Source organism: Acidovorax sp. GW835-FHT14G06, assembly GCF_058793595.1.
Genome location: NZ_JBXAGA010000003.1, coordinates 411,623 through 429,828 on the forward strand (window position 1 = coordinate 411,623; position 18,206 = coordinate 429,828).

17 protein-coding genes are annotated in these 18,206 nt (G+C 58.5%); 5 read left to right on the plus strand and 12 right to left on the minus strand.

The features are described 5' to 3' along the window. Positions 1-10: 10 nt before the first annotated feature. The 5 genes from AC1Q64_RS07105 to AC1Q64_RS07125 are packed head-to-tail and all read right to left on the minus strand — an operon-like array spanning position 11 to position 5,045. Entirely contained in the window at positions 11-2,146 is a 2,136-nt protein-coding gene (locus tag AC1Q64_RS07105) for a type IV pilus secretin PilQ (RefSeq protein ID WP_291434771.1), read from the minus strand. Further along, positions 2,143-2,685 (minus strand): pilus assembly protein PilP, encoded by a 543-nt coding sequence (locus AC1Q64_RS07110; RefSeq protein ID WP_291434772.1) that lies wholly within the window; start codon positions 2,683-2,685, stop codon positions 2,143-2,145. The genes AC1Q64_RS07105 and AC1Q64_RS07110 overlap by 4 nt, the downstream gene beginning before the upstream one ends. Further along, on the minus strand, positions 2,685-3,347 hold the full coding sequence (locus tag AC1Q64_RS07115; RefSeq protein ID WP_291434774.1) for a type IV pilus inner membrane component PilO: 663 nt from the start codon (positions 3,345-3,347) through the stop codon (positions 2,685-2,687). Before AC1Q64_RS07115 ends, AC1Q64_RS07110 begins: the two co-directional genes overlap by 1 nt. A 1-nt stretch (position 3,348) precedes the next feature. After that, on the minus strand, positions 3,349-3,969 hold the full coding sequence (locus tag AC1Q64_RS07120) for a PilN domain-containing protein (protein WP_291434776.1): 621 nt from the start codon (positions 3,967-3,969) through the stop codon (positions 3,349-3,351). After that, positions 3,966-5,045: a pilus assembly protein PilM gene (locus tag AC1Q64_RS07125; RefSeq protein ID WP_056640973.1), complete on the minus strand. Its 1,080-nt coding sequence runs from the start codon at positions 5,043-5,045 to the stop codon at positions 3,966-3,968. The genes AC1Q64_RS07120 and AC1Q64_RS07125 overlap by 4 nt, the downstream gene beginning before the upstream one ends. A gap of 266 nt (positions 5,046-5,311) precedes the next feature. On the opposite strand from AC1Q64_RS07125, the gene AC1Q64_RS07130 reads away from it, so the two are divergent. Beyond that, the gene (locus tag AC1Q64_RS07130; protein WP_291434781.1) at positions 5,312-7,705 is read left to right on the plus strand and encodes a penicillin-binding protein 1A; all 2,394 of its coding nucleotides are present in this window, start codon (positions 5,312-5,314) and stop codon (positions 7,703-7,705) included. Positions 7,706-7,758: 53 nt separating this feature from the next. On the opposite strand, the gene cyaY is transcribed toward AC1Q64_RS07130, so the two are convergent. Then, on the minus strand, positions 7,759-8,088 hold the full coding sequence (gene cyaY, locus AC1Q64_RS07135; RefSeq protein ID WP_291434783.1) for an iron donor protein CyaY: 330 nt from the start codon (positions 8,086-8,088) through the stop codon (positions 7,759-7,761). 12 nt (positions 8,089-8,100) lie between these two features. On the opposite strand from cyaY, the gene lptM reads away from it, so the two are divergent. Together lptM and AC1Q64_RS07145 are read left to right on the plus strand one after the other, a co-directional pair. Next, positions 8,101-8,307, plus strand: coding sequence for an LPS translocon maturation chaperone LptM (gene lptM / locus AC1Q64_RS07140; protein ID WP_291434785.1), 207 nt, complete (start codon positions 8,101-8,103; stop codon positions 8,305-8,307). A 115-nt stretch (positions 8,308-8,422) separates the two neighbouring features. Continuing rightward, positions 8,423-9,250 (plus strand): oxygen-binding di-iron domain-containing protein, encoded by an 828-nt coding sequence (locus AC1Q64_RS07145; protein WP_291434787.1) that lies wholly within the window; start codon positions 8,423-8,425, stop codon positions 9,248-9,250. A 73-nt stretch (positions 9,251-9,323) separates the two neighbouring features. Here AC1Q64_RS07145 and msrQ read toward each other — a convergent pair whose 3' ends face one another. From msrQ to AC1Q64_RS07170, 5 genes are all read right to left on the minus strand, one after another. Next, positions 9,324-9,974 (minus strand): protein-methionine-sulfoxide reductase heme-binding subunit MsrQ, encoded by a 651-nt coding sequence (gene msrQ, locus AC1Q64_RS07150; protein ID WP_291434789.1) that lies wholly within the window; start codon positions 9,972-9,974, stop codon positions 9,324-9,326. A 61-nt stretch (positions 9,975-10,035) separates the two neighbouring features. Beyond that, on the minus strand, positions 10,036-11,040 hold the full coding sequence (gene msrP, locus AC1Q64_RS07155) for a protein-methionine-sulfoxide reductase catalytic subunit MsrP (RefSeq protein WP_291434791.1): 1,005 nt from the start codon (positions 11,038-11,040) through the stop codon (positions 10,036-10,038). A gap of 186 nt (positions 11,041-11,226) precedes the next feature. Further along, positions 11,227-12,576, minus strand: coding sequence for a c-type cytochrome biogenesis protein CcsB (ccsB, locus tag AC1Q64_RS07160; protein ID WP_492250876.1), 1,350 nt, complete (start codon positions 12,574-12,576; stop codon positions 11,227-11,229). After that, positions 12,573-14,726, minus strand: coding sequence for a cytochrome c biogenesis protein ResB (locus AC1Q64_RS07165; RefSeq protein ID WP_492250877.1), 2,154 nt, complete (start codon positions 14,724-14,726; stop codon positions 12,573-12,575). Before AC1Q64_RS07165 ends, ccsB begins: the two co-directional genes overlap by 4 nt. Before the next feature lie 138 nt (positions 14,727-14,864). Beyond that, a complete protein-coding gene (locus tag AC1Q64_RS07170) occupies positions 14,865-15,494 on the minus strand; it encodes a c-type cytochrome (RefSeq protein ID WP_015012649.1) in 630 nt (209 codons plus the stop codon). Between the two features lie 72 nt (positions 15,495-15,566). Here AC1Q64_RS07170 and yihA point away from each other — a divergent pair, with 72 nt between their 5' ends. Next, positions 15,567-16,325 carry a ribosome biogenesis GTP-binding protein YihA/YsxC gene (gene yihA, locus AC1Q64_RS07175; protein WP_492250878.1) on the plus strand — a complete coding sequence of 253 codons (759 nt, stop codon included), beginning with the start codon at positions 15,567-15,569 and terminating at the stop codon, positions 16,323-16,325. Between the two features lie 50 nt (positions 16,326-16,375). Continuing rightward, a complete protein-coding gene (locus AC1Q64_RS07180; protein WP_492250879.1) occupies positions 16,376-17,281 on the plus strand; it encodes an alpha/beta fold hydrolase in 906 nt (301 codons plus the stop codon). Positions 17,282-17,332: 51 nt separating this feature from the next. Here the strand turns inward: AC1Q64_RS07180 and AC1Q64_RS07185 are convergent, their stop codons facing one another. Further along, complete coding sequence (locus AC1Q64_RS07185; protein ID WP_492250903.1) at positions 17,333-18,205, minus strand: lysophospholipid acyltransferase family protein; 873 nt, start codon at positions 18,203-18,205, stop codon at positions 17,333-17,335. Position 18,206: the final 1 nt, after the last annotated feature.

The following is an 18,206-nucleotide window of genomic DNA, read 5'->3' on the forward strand; positions in this document are numbered from 1 at the left end:
GATACTAAATTTACCGATTCGCAGTGCGATCATTAATTACCTTGGGACTAATAAAGATCAACATTTCGCGCTTGGTAGATTCTTTTGTCCTGTTTTTAAACAAATTACCCACAACAGGGACATCACCAAGCAACGGTATTTTGTTTTCTTGATTGGTTTCTTCCATCTCAAAAATTCCACCAATAACGACAGTACCACCATTTTCTATCAAAATCTGTGTCTTGACGTGCTTGGTGTCGATAGCGACCCCTTGGGTGGTAGTTTCTCCACGACTGTCTTTATTGACATCGAGATCCAGAATGATATTACCCTCTGGCGTAATCTGAGGTGTAACCTCAAGCTTCAACACCGCTTTTTTGAATGCCAGAGTTGTCGCTCCATTAGGAGCGGTGACGGCATATGGATATTCAGTACCTTGCTCAATCAGTGCCTTTGTCTGATCCGCTGTGATAATACGTGGACTGGATACAATACGTCCCTTACCGTCAGCCTCCATAGCAGAAAGTTCCAGAGTCAGAAATCTGTTCGCCGCAGAGTTAAATATTGACAAAGCGAAGCTACCAACACTACTGACATTCGAGAGACTCGCTGGAAGGTTGACAAAATTTCCACTGGTACTTGTAGTTCCACCGGCACCGCTTGAAGCTACAGCGTTACTGTAGGACGTACCGAAAGCCACGCGATTATCGCCTCCAATACCATACCCCCCATCACCACCTCGATTTGCCCGCAGGTCCGTTGCCCCCAGACGGACGCCCAAAGATCTACCGAAAGTATCACGTGCCTCAACAATGCGTGCCTCAATTAGCACTTGACGCACAGCCACATCCAAGCTGGCCAACAACAAACGAACCTCTTCAAGCTTACTAGCAGTATCAGTGACAAATATCTGGTTAGTGCGGGGCTCAGAAATTGCACTTCCTCGCTCAGACAGAAAACGAATAGAGGTGCTCCCAGCACTTGCTCCGGAGGTGGCAGTGAGTTGTGCAACTATATCTGCGGACTTAGCATAATTGAGCTGAAAAGCTTGCGTCTTAATAGGTTCTAGCTTCTGAATAGCTTGAGCTGCCTCAAAATCCTTCTTTGTACGAGCATCTATTTCGTCCTTGGGAGCGATCCATAGAACAGACCCTGTCTTGCGCATGCCGAGACCTTTAGCATCCATAATAATCTGGAGCGCTTGATCCCATGGAACATCTTTGAGCCGTAAAGTGAGTGCACCGGTCACCGTATCCGATGTAACTATATTAAAATTAGTAAAATCAGCAATAACCTGAAGCAACGACCTCACCTCGATATTTTGAAAGTTCAAAGATAACTTTTCGCCGGAGTAACCAGGCCCCTGGGTTAGTTTACTAAGATCGATTTTCTTCTGGCGAATCTCAATAACAAACTGGTTGTCGCTTTGGTAGGCGCTGTGCTCCCAATCCCCGGTGGATTCGATCAGCATTCTCACCCGCTCACCGTTCTGTGTAGCGGTCACCGTCTGGACCGGTGTCCCAAAATCCGTAACATCTAAACGACGGCGCAGCCCCTCTGGGATTGAGGACTTCATGAAATCTACAATGATTCCTTTGGACTGCTGCTGCAGATCAACGCCAACTTGATTGCTCGCAAGGTTAATAACAACCCTCCCAGCCCCATCGGCCCCGCGACGAAAATCAATATCCTTCAGCGGAAGAACATCAGTGTTCTGACTCTCGGAAAAAGCAACAGGCGGCACGTTTGAAGAAGACGCACTTGCAACAGGCTCCAAAAACAAAAATAATGTCTTTCCTTGCAATTCAGTCTTGTACGACGTGGGAGACTTCAGATTTAGAACAATACGAGACCGCTCTCCTGCTTGAACAATATTGACAGATTTCAGATTGCCCAAATTGGCTTCAAACGCCGATTTTCCGGCACCATTGACAACGCCCTGGAAATCTAGTGCGATGCGCGCGGGAGATTGAGTTGCAAATCCCGTAGGAGGTGTTGCAACTGGCTCTGAAAAGTCAATTTTTAGTGTTTCAACCCCGCCCTGAACACTGGCAGAAACAGCACTAATGGAGCCTTGAGCAAAAGCACCAAAGGCGACAAAAAGGACTGAAACGCCAACAGCAGCCCTACGGCAGTAATTCAAAAGTTTGCCACTATTTTGTTTCATTTTTTGCCCTCTTGCAGATCAAGCGATGCTGAACGCTCTATCCAATCCCCAGTTGCATCCTGCGCTATTTCGCGTAGATGAATCGAATTCTCGGTGATTTTGATCACTTTTCCATAATTTTGCCCGAGATAATTCCCCACCTTGATCTGATAAATTAAATTATCAACTCTTATCAAAGCAGTAGGCGTTTCTGATTTATTTAAACTACCCACCATAGCCATTGAATCAAGAGGAAACGCCTCTAATGGCTCCTTACGACGAGTCATCTCCGGTGCAATTAACGCTGCATTTGAAGCCACCTGATTGGAGTCGCGCTTCAATGCTTGAGTTAACTTAATTTGATTGAATGGCTCTACAGCACCTTCTTGAGCATATGGCTCAGGAATAAATTTTTTCGGCTCAGTCAATGGCTGCACATTAGGCTTGGTAGTAGCTCGTTGCTCAGCCATCCAATTTCTCAACTCATCCTCCCCTGAAGACCCACAGCTAGCAAGAATGATGGAACAACCTGCGAGAAGTAATCCAACACGAGTTCTCATTACTTCCCTCCTCCAGTTTTCTTCTGAGCTTGTATTTCCTCTGGATCCAAGTATCTGAAGGTACGCGCAGTCGCATCCAAGACTAACCCATCGCGAGCCCCTGGAACAATTGTCATATTATTCAGCGTTACAATACGTGACAGATGCGCAATATCTGATGCAAAAGCGCCGATGTCATGATACTTTCCAGTTACTCGGATAGAGATAGGTAACTCAGCGTAGTAATCTCGCACTACCACTTGCCCCGGCCGAAAAAGCTCAAACTGCAAACTCCGCCCCAGGCCGGATTGGTTAATATCCGACAGCAATGCAGCCATTTCAGCCTTGCTTGGAAGTTGTTTTTCCAGCTGTATGACGTACTGCTGAATTTGCTCTCTTTGCTTCTTCAAAGCATCCAAACTAACGGCTTTGACCAGTTTATTTTGATAGTCTGTGCGCAAAGCCAATTCCTTGGTACGCTCTCCATCCAACTGTACTTCATAGTCCTGCAAGAATGCAAACCACGATATAGCCGCAACTGCACCTGCGATAAAAATGCAAAGAATCACCTTTGGCAGCACAGGCCATACCGAGGGATCTTTAGTATCAAGATTTTTAAACTGTCGCTGAACAGACTCGATGCGCTCAGCGAAGTTGATCGAATTTTCTTTGATTTTCGCCATGTCACTTACCCCCAGGCGAGGAGGCCGCACCACTGGCAGCCGCTATAGTTTTTTGCGCATCACTGGCACGCACCAATTGAAATTTCAAATTAAAGGATGAGACCCGACGTTGGTCCCTCTGACTCAGTGCGACAGTACTGGCAGTTATCTCCGCAAGCTCCGGTTTAGCCAACCACGGAGTATTACTCGCCAAGTTGCGCAGCAGTTCAGAAACACGCTCATTGGACTGAGCCATTCCCTGCATATTGATTGATTGTCCAGATTGCCTGATCGCCGTGACATACACACCATCGGGCAGTTGCTTGACCAGCTCAGTAAGCAAGTGAACGGGCAAATTTCTATCGGACTGAAGATCTTCCACGGCCTTCTGGCGCGCACGCAGTGAGGCGATCTCATCTTCAATGGAGGCAATTTCTTTGATCTGCCCTTCCAATACCTTGATTTCCTGTTGAAGAAAGGCGTTCTTGTTCTGCTGATCCGTGATCATGATCTGAAACCACCAGTAGATGGCTCCGGCAATAGCAAGCCCCAACAGAAACGATGCAAACATCGTCGCCTGAAAGGCCTCCTTGCGGCGCTTACGGGCCTCCTCGCGGTGAGGCAAAAGATTGATAAGAATCACTGCAGGAACCTCCGCATAGCAAGACCGCAAGAGGTCAGGTACGACGGTGCTTCACGCACCATTTTTTTCAGTCGCACGGAACTTCCGATTTCCATGCCATCAAATGGGTTGACGGCGCTGCATGCAAAACCTGTTTGTTGGGTGACTGCTTCCGTCAGCCCGGGCAGCGGAGCAGACCCCCCGGCCAACATGATGTGGTCTACACGATTGTGCGGCGTGCTGGTGAAGAAGAACTGCAAGGCCCGGCCAATTTCCTGGGCCATGCTGTCAACAAAAGGACGAAGGACCGCTGATTGATAGTCTTCTGGCAAATCACCGCTACGCTTTTTGCTCTCGGCTTCCTCTACCGAAAAGCCGTACTGGCGAACAATCAGTTGGGTCAGTTGTGCGCCGCCAAAGGCTTGGTCGCGGTCATACAGAACTTCTTCGTTCCGGATCACCTGCATGCTGGTCGTCAAGGCGCCCACTTCAAAGAGCGCCACCATGGCGTCCACGCCCTTATTTGGCAACGCTTCAATCAAGCGCCCTGCAGCCAAGCGCGATGCATGCGATTCAATATCGACCACAACAGGCTTCAGCCCAGCAGCTTCCGCCAAGCCTTGCCTGTCTTGAACTTTTTCGCGCCGGGATGCAGCAATCAGCACATCGACATCCCCTGGCGCATTCTTGCTGGGACCAATGACGCAAAAGTCCAAGCTGACTTCATCAAGTGAAAATGGGATGTATTGATTGGCTTCGGATTCGACCTGAACCTCCAGCTCCTGCTCCGTCATGCCACCAGGCAGCGTAATCTTTTTAGTGATTACTGCGGACGGAGGCAGGGCGAGGGCCACGTTTTTGGTTCTGGTGCCACTTTTCTTGACCAGTCGACGCAATGCGTCCGCGACCTCGTCAAATTTTTCGATGTTGCCATCGGTGATCCAGCCTCGCTCCAGCGGCTCGATCGCACAACGCTCAAGGACCAGACTACCTGCCTTATCGCGCCCCAACTCCACCAGCTTGACGCTGGAGGAGCTGATGTCGATTCCCAGCAGCGGAGCAGACTGGCGACTGAACAAAGACCCCATTGAGATCAAGATTGGTCCCCTGTAACTTGCCAAAATGAGGCAACAAAACTTAACACTTCACATGAATGCTATCAGTAAGATAGTTCTCCAGCAAAGATTTTTCCCCCTGTAACGCCCATAGAGCGTTGCCAAAAGCAGACGAAATTTCTGGGTGCGGCAATACCACTTGGCCAGTACAGGAAGCCTTTCGGCGGCGTCCTGCCAAGCGTGAAATCGGATTTCGCCCCGCTGTAGCAGACATTTTTATAATGGGCGGTCTTACCCATCGGAGCGATATGCCGCCCTCTCCCTCGAAGTCCTCCGACAAATCGGATACCTCTCCTGCCCGCACTCGGCCCGGTTGGCTTCGCTGGTTGGTTCGCATCGCGCTCTGGATCACCGGGCTGGCGGCTGCTGCGGCGATGGGCTTGGCGCTCACGATCGCAGTGGCATTGTCAGTGGCCTACCCCAACCTGCCAGATATTTCAGACTTGGCGGACTACCGTCCCAAGTTGCCGCTGCGCGTGTACTCCGCTGAGGGTGCTTTGCTGGGCGAGTTTGGTGAGGAGCGCCGCAACCTCACTCCCATCGACGAGATTCCGCAAGTCATGAAAGACGCAGTGCTGGCGATCGAAGACTCTCGCTTCTTTCAGCACGGTGGCGTGGACTACAAAGGTGTGCTGCGTGCGGGCCTTGCCAATTTGGGGCGGGTGAAAAGCCAAGGCGCCTCGACGATCACCATGCAAGTAGCACGTAATGTTTATCTTTCATCTGAGAAAACATTTACTCGCAAAATTTACGAAATCTTACTGACTTTTAAATTGGAGCACCTGCTGAGCAAGGATCAGATTCTTGAGATTTACATGAATCAGATTTTCCTTGGCAATCGTGCGTATGGTTTTGCGGCTGCCTCCGAGGCTTATTTTGGCAAACCGCTTAAATCCGTTTCCATCGCTGAAGCTGCAATGCTTGCGGGTTTGCCCAAGGCACCATCTGCCTACAACCCCATCAGCAATCCCAAACGTGCCCGCGCTCGCCAGCAGTACATCATCGAGCGGATGGAGGAAAACGGCTTCATCACTGCGCAACAAGCAGAGCAAGCCAAGAAGGAAGAGTTGAAAATCCGTACGGGACCCGACAACACACGCATCCACGCGGAGTACGTTGCCGAAATGACCCGCCAGCTCATCTTCGCGCAATACGGCAATGAGGCCTACACGCGCGGCCTTAACGTTTACACCACCCTCAATGCGGCAGAGCAAGAGGCCGCCTATGTTGCGCTGCGGCGCGGGATCATGGATTACGAGCGGCGCCAGCAGTACCGGGGACCGGAGAAGTTCGTGGCGTTGCCTACAGCAGCCCAGGAAGTGGAGGACGCCATTGACGACGCGCTTGCCAACCACCCCGACAACGGTGACGTGCTCTCCGCTGTGGTGCTGGAGGCATCCGCCAAACGCATCCTGGCCGCTCGTGCCAATGGCGACTCGCTGGAGATCACCGGCGATGGACTCAAACCTGCGCAGTCGGGGCTCAGCGACAAGGCGCCGCCCAATATCAAGATCCGGCGCGGTGCCGTCATCCGCGTGGTCAAGACGCCCAAGGGCTCCTGGGAGATTACACAACTGCCCGAGGTAGAAGGCGCCTTTGTCGCGCTCGACCCCCGCAATGGCTCCATCCGTGCATTGGTGGGTGGATTCGACTTTGACAAGAACAAGTTCAACCACGCAGCGCAGGCATGGCGCCAGCCTGGTTCGAGCTTCAAGCCGTTCATCTACTCAGCAGCGCTAGAAAAAGGCTTCACGCCTGCCACCGTGATCAATGACGCTCCGCTGTTCTTCGACGCGGGTGTCACTGGTGGTCAGCCGTGGGAGCCCAAGAACTACGACGGCAAGTACGACGGCCCCATGACTATGCGCACAGGCTTGGCGAAGTCCAAAAATATGATTTCTATCCGGATCCTGCAGGCCGTGGGCCCCAAAACCGCGCAGGAATGGGTGGGGCGATTTGGATTCGACCCTGAAAAGCACCCGGCCTACCTGACCATGGCGCTGGGTGCGGGCTCGGTCACGCCCCTGCAAATGGCATCCGCATATTCCGTGTTTGCCAACGGGGGCTACCGCGTCAATCCTTGGCTGATCGCGAAGGTGACCGACCATAAGGGCCGGGTCATTTCAGAGATCACGCCACCCGCGCTCAACGAGCAGCCCCGGGCCATCGACGCGCGCAACGCCTTTGTGATGAGCAGCCTGTTGCAGGAGGTGACCCGCACCGGCACTGCAGCAAGGGCCCAGTCCACCCTCAAGCGCCCCGATCTTTATGGCAAAACCGGCACCACCAACGATTCGGTGGACGCGTGGTTCGCGGGGTTCCAGCCCACCATCGCGGCTGTCACCTGGATCGGGTACGACACGCCGCGCAATCTGGGCAGTCGGGAAACCGGCGGGGGCCTCAGCCTGCCGGTGTGGATCAGCTTCATGGAGCGCGCACTCAAGGGCGTGCCAGTGATGGAGCCCACCGTGCCACCCGGCGTAGTGAATGTGGGTGGCGAGTGGTTCTATGAAGAATACGCGCGCAACGCGGGCGTCTCAAGCGTGGGTGTAGATGATCGTTCTGCCTCCTCCGCAGTAACGCCCCAAGCACCGCCGCCTTCTGAAGAACGCAGCCGCATCCTCGATTTGTTCCGGAACTGAGCCCTTCGTACTCCGCAGCGCCGCCCTCTTGAGCTGGGCGAGCGCGGAGTAAGTTAAGGGGCAAACTGCAGCGGCATCCCGGACTGTTGCGACGCATCGCGCGTGAGGCACGCAAAAAATTCGCCAGCGCCCTTGGTGTCCTGCCAGTGGCTGCCATCAAAACGATAGTGATAGCCGCCAGACCGGGCGGCCATCCACACCTCGTGCAGCGGCTTTTGCAGGTTGATCACGATCTGGCTGCGGTTGGGAAAAGTCAAAGTCACCATGCCCCCCGAGCGCTGGCTGTCCACATCGGCATCCGAAGTGTCGTTGATGCGATCACAGCTGCGTTCGACGGCAAGCAGCAGTTGTTCGGCGTGGTCCATGAATTCGAGGTCGGTCATTACAATTTGCGCATGTTGAAAGCTCCCCAAATTCTAGTCAGGACGCTTGTCCTTGCTGCCAGTGCGGCGGCCCTCTTCGGCTGCGGTCAGCGGGGGCCGTTGTATCTGCCTACCGGCCCTGCGGCAAGCCAGCGCGCCACGCTGCCGCAAACACTGACCCCGGGCAAAGACGCCAGCAGTGCGCCCACACCCGCCGCCACCGCTTCCCAGCCACGCTGACACACCCAGCCGCCTGCGCAGGATCGCCAGGCAATGCGGTTTCGCTTGATTTCCATCAAGCACAAACTCTAGGGGTACTCGTACAGTCTGCGCTTTATTGCACCGCAGGATGGCCATGGCCCTGGAACTCTACCGCGACAAAAATCATGCTTGCCTGATGTTCACCGACCTCATTGAGGAGGATGGACAGGCCGTGCAGGCCAATCAGTTCCTGATCGTGGACGATGACACCGGCGCCATCATCGACCCGGGCGGCAACCTCGCGTTCAACGAACTGTTCATGGGGATGACCAAACATTTCCCGCCGCACAAGCTGTCGTACCTGATCGCTTCGCATGCGGACCCGGACATCATTGCCTCGCTGGACCGCTGGATGACCAGCACCAAGGCCAACCTGGTGATATCGCGTGTGTGGGAGAGGTTTGCGCCGCACTTCACCAAGGTGGGCAAGACAGAAAACCGGGTGATCGGCGTGCCGGACGGTGGCGGCCACCTGCCCCTGGGGCGCCATGAACTGGTGCTGCTGCCCGCGCACTTCATGCACTCCGAAGGCAACTTCCACTTCTACGACCCGGTCAGCCGCATCCTGTTCACGGGCGACCTGGGGGTGTCCATGATGTCGGGGGCCGAAGCCCGCGTGCCGGTGACCGACCTCAAGGCGCACATCCCGCGCATGGAAGGTTTCCACCGCCGCTACATGGTGTCCAACAAGATACTGCGCCTGTGGGCACGCATGGCCCGGCAACTCGACATTGCCATGCTGGTGCCGCAGCACGGTGCCCCCATCATGGGCAAGGAAGCCATCAACGACTTCTTTGACTGGATCGAGAACCTGATGTGTGGCATTGACCTGTTCGATGACCGCGCGTACCAGATTCCTACCGCGTACATCGACCCTGTGACCCGACAGATGCGTCCCGCGCTGCGGGCAGTCAACGGCTAAAAATCAAAAGAAATCGGCTGCTAGCGCAACAAAAACATGCGCTAGCAGCTATTATTTTTATAGCAAAGCCCCATCAGGGTGAACCCACCGCTGACCGCCCCGCGGCAGCACCCGCCGATGCGGCGGCGCGCTTATGAAGTCGGTGCCAGAGCCGCCAACCCAGTAGCACGCCGAGGATACTGGCGTAGACCGCCACTTCACCAAAGTTGTTCTTGCCAGCACGCATCCAGAAAAAGTGCAGAACGGCCAACCCGGCCACCGCATAGACGGCGCGGTGCAACGCCTGCCAGCGTTTGCCGCCCAGGGCCTTGATGGCGCGGTTGAACGACGTGGCGGCCAGCAAGGCCAGCAGCACCAGGGCCAATGAGCCCACCAGAATGAATGGCCGCTTGGCAATGTCGCGCAGGATGTCCGGGATATCGAAACCCATGTCGAACCAGCTGTAACTCAGCAGGTGCAGCACGCCATAGAAAAACACGAACAACCCCAACATGCGCCGATAGCGCGCCAGTTGCGGGGTGGAGGTAATGACCCGCAGCGGAGTGATGGCCAGCACCACACACAGCGCCCGCAGCGTCCAGTCACCGGTTGCCCGGATCAATGCCTCCGCAGGGTTGGCACCCAGCTGGTTCGCCACCGCCGCATAGACCAGCCATGCCAACGGCAAAAGGCACAACACAAACACCACCGGCTTGGCGACGGGGTGGAGCAATAGTTTTCGCATCGCGATTCAAGAACCACCTTGGTCTCGCAGGCCGCCCAAGGTGGCAGCGAGACCCGGGCGATCAGTAGAACTTCTTGAGGTCCATGCCCGCGTAGAGCTGGCCGACCTGGGCTTCGTAGCCGTTGAACATCAGCGTCTTGCGCTTCTTGGCAAACAAGCCATCCTCGCCGATGCGCCGCTCGGTCGCCTGGCTCCAGCGGGGGTGATCCACATTGGGGTTCACGTTCGAATAAAACCCGTACTCCTGCTGGGCCGCCTTGTTCCACGCCGTGCCTGGTTCCTTTTCGACAAAGCGGATCTTCACAATGCTCTTGGCGCTCTTGAAGCCGTACTTCCATGGCACCACCAGACGCACCGGCGCGCCGTTCTGGTTGGGCAGCACTTCGCCGTACATGCCAAAAGCCAGCAAGGTCAGCGGGTGCATGGCTTCGTCCATGCGCAGGCCTTCCACGTAAGGCCAGTCCAGCACGCGCGAGCCGACAAAAGGCATGGTCGCCTTGTCGGCCAGCGTGACGAACTCGACGTACTTTGCACTGCCTTGTGGCTCTACACGCTTGATCAGTTCTGCCAACGAATATCCCACCCAGGGGATGACCATGGACCAGCCTTCCACGCAACGCAAGCGGTAGATGCGTTCTTCCTGCGCGCTGAGCTTGATCAAGTCTTCGATGCCGTATTTGCCGGGCTTCTTGACCAATCCTTCGACCTCCACCGTCCACGGTGTGGTCTTGAGGGTATGCGCATTGCGAGCAGGGTCAGCCTTGTCGGTGCCAAACTCGTAGAAGTTGTTGTAGGTGCTGGCGTCTTTGTAGTCGGTGAGCTTCTCCATAGACACAGCCCCCGCCACTGCCGACTTGGCACCCGCCAGTGGAGCCAGCTTGCCAGGGCGCGCGACGGCAGCCTGCTGCGCCAGCGCCTCGCGGCCCGCCCAGGCCGCGATCGCGGCACCTGCGGCACCGCCCGCCATAAGCTTGAGCATCTGGCGACGGTCTTCATAGACCGAGCGGGGAGTGATTTCGGAGGAGTGCGGGTGGTTAAAACCCGAATCGCGCGGGGGGATCAGCATGGAGGGCTCCGGTCATGGTGGGATCAAAACAGCTGCAGCGATAGAGCAGAACAACTGTTAATTCGTTCCCTAGACCGCTCAGGTTACACCGAAGACGCAATAGTTGCTGTGCGCCTGTCGATGCCCGACACGCCCTCAGAGCCTGTTGATGATCTCGCAAGGAGTCGCCAAGCTGGCCTTATGTCATCACAGCGTGCCGTAGCTGTGCAAGCCGCTCAGGAACATGTTGACGCCCAGGAACGCGAATGTGGTCACCGCCAGACCGACCAAGGCCCACCAGGCAGAGACTGTACCGCGCAGGCCCTTCATGAGACGCATGTGCAACCAGGCCGCGTAGTTGAGCCAGACGATCAACGCCCAAGTCTCCTTCGGGTCCCAGCTCCAGTAGCCACCCCAGGCCTCGGCCGCCCACAGCGCACCCAGCACCGTGGCGATGGTGAAGAACGCAAAGCCCACCGCGATGGACTTGTACATCACGTCATCCAGAATCTCGAACGACGGCAGGCGTGCCGCGATGCGCTTGCGCCCCAGCAGGATGCCTGCCACGATCAACGCCGAAATACCGAAGTACACCATCCAGTAGCTGCCGCCGTTCTCCGTCGCGCCTTGGCGGAACACGATGGGTTCAAAACACAGCACCACGCCCAGCAGCCACAGCGGCGCCAGCTTGTACCAGCGGGTCTCGGTGGCCTGCTGCTTGATCAGGAAGGCAAATGCCACCATGGCAGACAGGGCAAACGTGCCATAGCCGATGAAGTTGGCAGGCACATGCAGCTTCATCCACCAGCTCTTGAGCGCAGGGACCAGCGGCTGGATCTCATGCGCCTCGCGCACCACGGTGTACCAGAGCAAAAAGCCCACGGCGGCACTGACCACCAGCATCACAAAACCACCCAGCGCGCGCGTGTCGTACTGCTGCTCGTAGTACAGATAGAACGCGGCCGTCATCCAGCAAAACAGAACGAACACCTCGTACAGGTTGCTGACCGGGATGTGGCCAATGTCCGGGCCAATGAGATAGCTTTCGTACCAGCGCACCAGAGTGCCGATGAGCGCCATGGCCACCGCCACCCACGCAATGCGCGAGCCCAGCATGCTCATGGTCTTGCCTTCGCCACGCGAGAACATGCCCACCCAGTAAAACGCCGTGCTGATGAAGAACAGCATGCTCATCCACAGGATGGCGGACTGGCTCGACAGGAAATACTTGAGGCCGAACACCGTGTCTGCCCGCGCCAGGCTGCCTGCCCCGTCCTGCTGGTACAGGCCGATGGCCAACAGCGCCACCGCAGCCACGATCAGCATCAGCGCACGCAAGGGGCGCCAGAACCAGCACAACCAGATCGTGCACGGAATGGCACCCAGCAAAATGCCTTTTTCATAGACATCCATGAAGGCGCCGTAGCGCTGCAGCGCATACAACGCCCCCACGGCCACGATGGCGGCAAACAGCCAGTCAAACCAGTTGCGGCGAGAGAAGAACCCCTCGTTCAGGGTGATGGTGGTAACGGTCGAGGAAGAAGTCGCGGTGTTCATGCGGTGCCTTCGCGGGGCGATGCCCCGATCAGTTTTTGTGCGAGCTGGACAAATTCCTGGTCGCCGTCCATGGTCTTGCGGTTGGTGGACAGGGCCATGGTGGCGTGGGTGCGGCCGTCCTGCGGCGCCACCCAGACCCACAGGCGCCGCTCGCGCACGTAGAGCATGGCAAAAACGCCCAGAATCAGCAAGGCGCAGCCCAGATAGACAACATTCTTGCCAGGGGCTCGCGCCACCTGGAACACGCTGGCCTGCACCTGCGTGAAGTCCTTGAGCTCAAACGCCATGGGCGCAGGGTAAATCTGTGCGTCGCTGAGCGAGAGCACTGCCTGTGTCATGAAGCCCCGGGTCTGCTCGTCCTGCGGCAACGGCGGCAGGCCCTCCCGTTGGCGCGACAGCTGGGCCAGTTCGAACAGCGTGCCGTTCAGAATGCGCACCAGCACCTCGCCTGCGCGCGCGCGCTCGGCCTCTGGCACGTTGGCCTCCATGAAGTCCGACACGGCCTGCAGCCCGCCCGTGGGCTTGCCATCGACCATGCCCCGCCCAGCGAACAGCGCCAGTGCACGCACGGCCGACTGCTGCAGTTGCTCGGCCAGCTCAGGGCGCGAGGCATCCATGGCCTGGGACACATAGCGGCGCACCGCCTGCTCCCGGGCCTGGGGGTCCGCCAGCGCAGCCTTCATACGCATGAAACCATCCATGCTGCCCTTGTCGTCGGCTGGAACTCGCAGGTAACGGAAGGGCTCTGCCGGAGACTCACGCACACCCAGCAGGAACACCGGCACGCCGTCGCCTGTGTCCACTGGCAGCATGTAGTTGTGGAACTCGCGGGCCTGGCCGGCCGCATCACGCAGCTTGTAGCTGACGCTCGGGCCCACGTTGCGCAGTTCTTTTTTGGTGACGGTCTTGTTGGCTGCGCCCAAGCGCGATTCCACCGACTCGCGCAGGTCCACCTTGCGCACGTCTGCACCGCTGCCGCCAGGGCCGGCGCCGCCAAAGTTCTCGACGTTGATGGTGCGCAGCGCCGTGAACTCCAGCGTCAGCGTTTCACTGCCGGCCCCCCCGCCCTGGTTGGTGAGCTGGGTGGAGTTGCCCACCACGCCCTCGACGTCAAAAGGCCTGGCGCCCGCCACCATGGGCACCGCGCGCAGCTTGAGGTGCGAGCCGCCGTCGTCAAAACTCGACTGGTAGATCTCGATCCCCTTGTAGCTGGCGGGGTGGTTCACCTCAACGCGGGCGGGTATCTTCTCGCCCGTGGCCTTGTCATGGATGATGATTTCGCTAGCGAACAGCTTGGGCATGCCCGTGGAGTAGTGCTCCACGATGAACTTCTTGAGTTCGATCGCAAACGGCAGATCCTGCAGCAGCACCCCGTCGGACTGGCTCAGGATGGCCGTGCTCGACTGTGTGCCTTCGGCCACCAGCAGGTTGCCCCGGAAGGTGGGGTTGCGCTCGGACAGACGGTGCTCGGGCTTCACGTCGGCGATCAACCCGCCACCGGTATAGACCGACTTGCCGCCCAGCAACATCTGCGCGCGCACGATGAGGTCACCGTCCAGCAACCCGCCCACGCACACCAGCACGATGGCGCTGTGCGCGGCGATGTAACCGATCTTGTTGGCGGCACCCGCCTTGGCCGCCACCATCCAGCCCGTGCCAGGGCCTGCGGTCGTATCGCGCTGCTGCAGGCGCACTTTCCAGCCGCCACCGGCCAGCAGCGTGCCAATGCGGCGCGCTTCGGCCTCGGCCGATTCCGGCAGATCGGCCTGCGCTTTATGGTGAAACGCCTTGAGGCTTTGCTCGCGGATGTTTTCCTTGTAGGTCTTGAGGTCCACCAGGATCTTGGGTGTGTTGCGGGCAATGCACAGCGAAGTGCTGGTCACCAGGAACGCCAGGATCAGCAGGAACCACCAGGCGCCGTACACCGCGTTGAGCTGGATGGCACCGAACAACTCGGCCCAGAACGGCCCGAACTGGTTGACATAGTTGGCCGCCGGTTCGTGCTGCTTGAGCACCGTGCCGATCACCGAGGCGATACAGATCACCGTCAGCAGCGAGATGGCGAACCGCATCGAAGACAGCAACTCGACCCCGGCGCGCAGGGCCTGGGAGCCGGACTTCATGCTAAGGCCCTGGGTGTTGTCGGACATGGATGGGAGCGGTGTCTGCGAAGCGCGAAAGAAAAAGGGCGGGACCATCGCTGCGATGGACCCGCCCTTTTTGGGGTTGTTATTGGCGGTAGGTTCCGTGCGGCCCGGTCAAACAGGCCTGGCTCTGACAAAAATCAATCAACGCAGGCCGGCGATGTAATCCGCCACGGCCTTGATTTCCTTGTCGTTGAGCTTGGCCGCCACCTGGGTCATCTGGATGCTGTTGGCACGCGAGCCGTCGCGGAACATGTTCAGCTGCGACACCGTGTAATCAGCGTGTTGGCCCGAAAGGCGGGGGTATTGCGCCGGGATGCCAGCACCATTGGGGCTGTGGCAGCCCGCGCAAGCGGCGATCTGGCGGTCTGCAATGCCACCGCGGTAGATGCGCTCGCCCATGGCGACCAGGTCCTTGTCCTTGGCAAAGCCTGCCTTGGCGGGCTTGGACGTGAGCCAGTAGGCGATGTTGCGCATGTCATCATCCGACAGGGCCGTGGCAAAACCCTTCATGATGGCGTTGTTGCGCTTGCCGGACTTGAATTCCTGCAGTTGCTTGACCAGGTATTCGGGGTGTTGCTGCGACAGCTTGGGATTGGCCGCAATGGCCGAGTTGCCGTCTGCGCCGTGGCAGGCCGCACACACCGCAGTGAAGCTGGCCTCGCCTTTGACGAGATCCGGCTTGGCCGCTTTGGGTGCATCACCCGCTGCAAAGGCCGAAAAAACAGGTGCTGCCAGTGCGGCAGCCGTCAGCAATGAGGCGAGCAACTTCATATCGAGGGTGTGTGTTTATGTGCGCAAAACCTCGCGATTCTACAATGATGGTTCTTTCTCTCCCAACTCCCCATGACGACACCCCCCTCCGCGCCAGTTGCTGGCTCTCTCCCGCCCGCACCTGACGCCAAAATCGCCATGGGCTGGATGCACACCGCCAGGTTCTTGACCACGGCGGCGCAGTTGCACCACCTGCCGCCCATCGACGTGCCTGAAATCGCTTTCGTGGGCCGTTCCAACGCGGGCAAATCCACGTGCATCAACACCCTCACCCAGCAAAAGCAGCTGGCGTTTGCCTCCAAGAAGCCGGGGCGCACCCAGCACATCAATTTGTTCTCGTTGGGCAAACAGGGGGTGATGGACGCCGTGCTGGCCGACCTGCCGGGCTATGGCTACGCCGCCGTGTCGCGCTCGGACAAGGTGCGCTGGCAACAGGTGATGGTGAACTACCTGGTCAGCCGCCCCGGCCTCACGGGCATCGTGCTGCTGTGTGATCCCCGACTGGGCCTGACGGAGCTGGACGAAGCGCTGCTCGAAGTAGTGGGCCCCCGCGTCGAGGAGGGCCTCAAGTTCCTCATCGTGCTGACCAAGGCCGACAAGCTCACGCGCGCCGAACAGGCCAAGGTGCTGTCGATTACGCGACTGCACGCTGGCGGCGGCGAGGTGAAGATGTTCTCGGCCCTCAAAAAGCAAGGGGTGGATGAAGTGGCCCAGCTGTTGTGGCAGTGGGCGCACCCGGTGAAGCCCCTGGCCGAGGAGCCCCCAGCAGCGGCCACCGACAGCAGCAGCCCCGCCCAGCCACTTCCCCCCGGCGAATCCGAGTCCAACTAGCCTCAAGCGCAATCTAATCATGCGCTGGCAGCTACAAAATGTATAGCGTCATGATCCAAGATTGCCCTGTTGACCTCCCCCACGGAATCACCCTGCACTGCCGCGTGAGCGGCATCCCCGGGCGCCCGGTGCTGTTGTTTCTGCACGGGTTCCCCGAGGGGGCCTTCATCTGGGACGAACTGCTGCTGTACTTTGCCCGCCCCGAGAACGGCGGCTACCGCTGCGTGGCGCCCTACCTGCGCGGGTTTGGCCCGTCCAGCAGCCCGCAGGCGGTGGATGCGTACCGCGCCAAGCACCTGGTGCAGGACCTGGTCGCGCTGATCGCCCACGAATGCCCCGGCAGTGCGCTGGAATGCCTGGTGGCGCATGACTGGGGCGGCGCCGTGGCATGGAACCTGGCCAACCAGCAGCCGCAGCTGATGAAGCGCTTGGCCATCATCAACTCGCCCCACCCCGGCGCCTTTGTGCGCGAGCTGTCGCACAACGCCGCCCAGCAGGCGGGCAGCCAGTACATGCATTTCTTGTGCAGGCCCGATGCCGAGGCCCTGCTGGCCGAAGACGACTTCCGCCGCCTGTTTGCCTTTTTCAACGCCCCGGACGGCAGCGCCCCTGCATGGCTGACCGACGAGGTGCGCGCCCAGTACCGGGCCCTGTGGCAAAAGGGGTTGCAGGGTGCCTGCAACTACTACCGGGCCAGCCCCATCCGCCCGCCGCGCGAGGGCGACCCCGGCGCCCAGGCCATCACCCTGCCCGAGTCGATGTTGACGGTGGATGTGCCTACGCTGGTGCTCTGGGGCATGGACGACCCCGCCCTGCTGCCCGGCCTGCTGGACGGCCTGCCTGGCTGGATTCCCCAGCTACAGGTGCAGCAGGTGGAGCAGGCTTCGCACTGGATCGTGCACGAGCACCCCGAGCGCGTGACCATGGAACTGCAGCGATTTTTGCTATCCAAATAATAGCTGCCAGCGCATGATGTACTAGCGATTCAGGCCATTTTTACTGATAGCTCAGCGGGAATACACCGAGGGCTCGCCCTCCGGGCGGGTCTTGAAACGCTTGTGTACCCAGTAGTACTGCTCGGGCATGGTGTCGATCACGGCCTGCAGCTCGCGGTTCATGCGGGCCGTGTCGGCCTCGGCGTCGTCGGTGGGGTAGCTGGCCCAGGCCGGGGAGACCTCGGCTACGTAACCGGTGGGCGTCATGCGCGAATACACGCCCACGACCTTGGCGCGGCCCAGGCGCGCAAACCGCGACAGCGACGGAATGGTGGCCGCCGTAACGCCATAGAACGGCACAAACACCGAATCATTGCGGCCGTAGTCCATGTCGGGCAGCAGGTACAACAGGCCACCCTTGCGCAGGTTGGCGATGATGGGCTTGACGCCGTCCGAGCGGTTGAGCATGCGCACATCGCCAAAACGCTGGCGCCCGGCCATGAACCAGGCATCCACCGCCGGATCAGGGTGGGTGGCAAAGATGGAGGTGAACGCACGACCGCTGCGCAGCGGCAAGGCCAGACCCCCTGCATCCATGCCGTAGAAATGCGGCGCAAACAAAATGGTGGGCGTGTCGCCTTCCAGCTCGTGCACGGCCCCCGTCAAACGCACACGCTGCTCCACCACAGAACGCGGTGCGGCCCACAGCCAGCTGCGGTCCAGCCAGGTCTGGCAGAACGCGACAAAGCTGGCCCGCGCTACGGCACGGCGGCGCGCTTCGGTCCAGTCAGGAAAACACAGCGCCAGATTGCGCAACGCCACCCTGCGGCGGGGCGCCACCAGCACAAAGGCCACCTGCCCCAGCAGCCATCCCATGCCGCGCAACACCGGCAGCGGCAGCAGCGCCAGCACCCGCATGAACCACACGCCCAAACGCCCCGTCAGG

What these genes read in the sequence shown, in the direction of transcription:
- AC1Q64_RS07105 (WP_291434771.1), bottom strand. Translation starts at nt 2,146, where the DNA reads ATGAAACAAAATAGTGGCAAACTTTTGAATTACTGCCGTAGGGCTGCT.
- AC1Q64_RS07110 (WP_291434772.1), bottom strand. Translation starts at nt 2,685, where the DNA reads ATGAGAACTCGTGTTGGATTACTTCTCGCAGGTTGTTCCATCATTCTT.
- AC1Q64_RS07115 (WP_291434774.1), bottom strand. Translation starts at nt 3,347, where the DNA reads ATGGCGAAAATCAAAGAAAATTCGATCAACTTCGCTGAGCGCATCGAG.
- AC1Q64_RS07130 (WP_291434781.1), top strand. Translation starts at nt 5,312, where the DNA reads ATGCCGCCCTCTCCCTCGAAGTCCTCCGACAAATCGGATACCTCTCCT.
- cyaY (WP_291434783.1), bottom strand. Translation starts at nt 8,088, where the DNA reads ATGACCGACCTCGAATTCATGGACCACGCCGAACAACTGCTGCTTGCC.
- lptM (WP_291434785.1), top strand. Translation starts at nt 8,101, where the DNA reads ATGTTGAAAGCTCCCCAAATTCTAGTCAGGACGCTTGTCCTTGCTGCC.
- AC1Q64_RS07145 (WP_291434787.1), top strand. Translation starts at nt 8,423, where the DNA reads ATGGCCCTGGAACTCTACCGCGACAAAAATCATGCTTGCCTGATGTTC.
- msrQ (WP_291434789.1), bottom strand. Translation starts at nt 9,974, where the DNA reads ATGCGAAAACTATTGCTCCACCCCGTCGCCAAGCCGGTGGTGTTTGTG.
- msrP (WP_291434791.1), bottom strand. Translation starts at nt 11,040, where the DNA reads ATGCTGATCCCCCCGCGCGATTCGGGTTTTAACCACCCGCACTCCTCC.
- ccsB (WP_492250876.1), bottom strand. Translation starts at nt 12,576, where the DNA reads ATGAACACCGCGACTTCTTCCTCGACCGTTACCACCATCACCCTGAAC.
- AC1Q64_RS07165 (WP_492250877.1), bottom strand. Translation starts at nt 14,726, where the DNA reads ATGTCCGACAACACCCAGGGCCTTAGCATGAAGTCCGGCTCCCAGGCC.
- AC1Q64_RS07170 (WP_015012649.1), bottom strand. Translation starts at nt 15,494, where the DNA reads ATGAAGTTGCTCGCCTCATTGCTGACGGCTGCCGCACTGGCAGCACCT.
- yihA (WP_492250878.1), top strand. Translation starts at nt 15,567, where the DNA reads ATGACGACACCCCCCTCCGCGCCAGTTGCTGGCTCTCTCCCGCCCGCA.
- AC1Q64_RS07180 (WP_492250879.1), top strand. Translation starts at nt 16,376, where the DNA reads ATGATCCAAGATTGCCCTGTTGACCTCCCCCACGGAATCACCCTGCAC.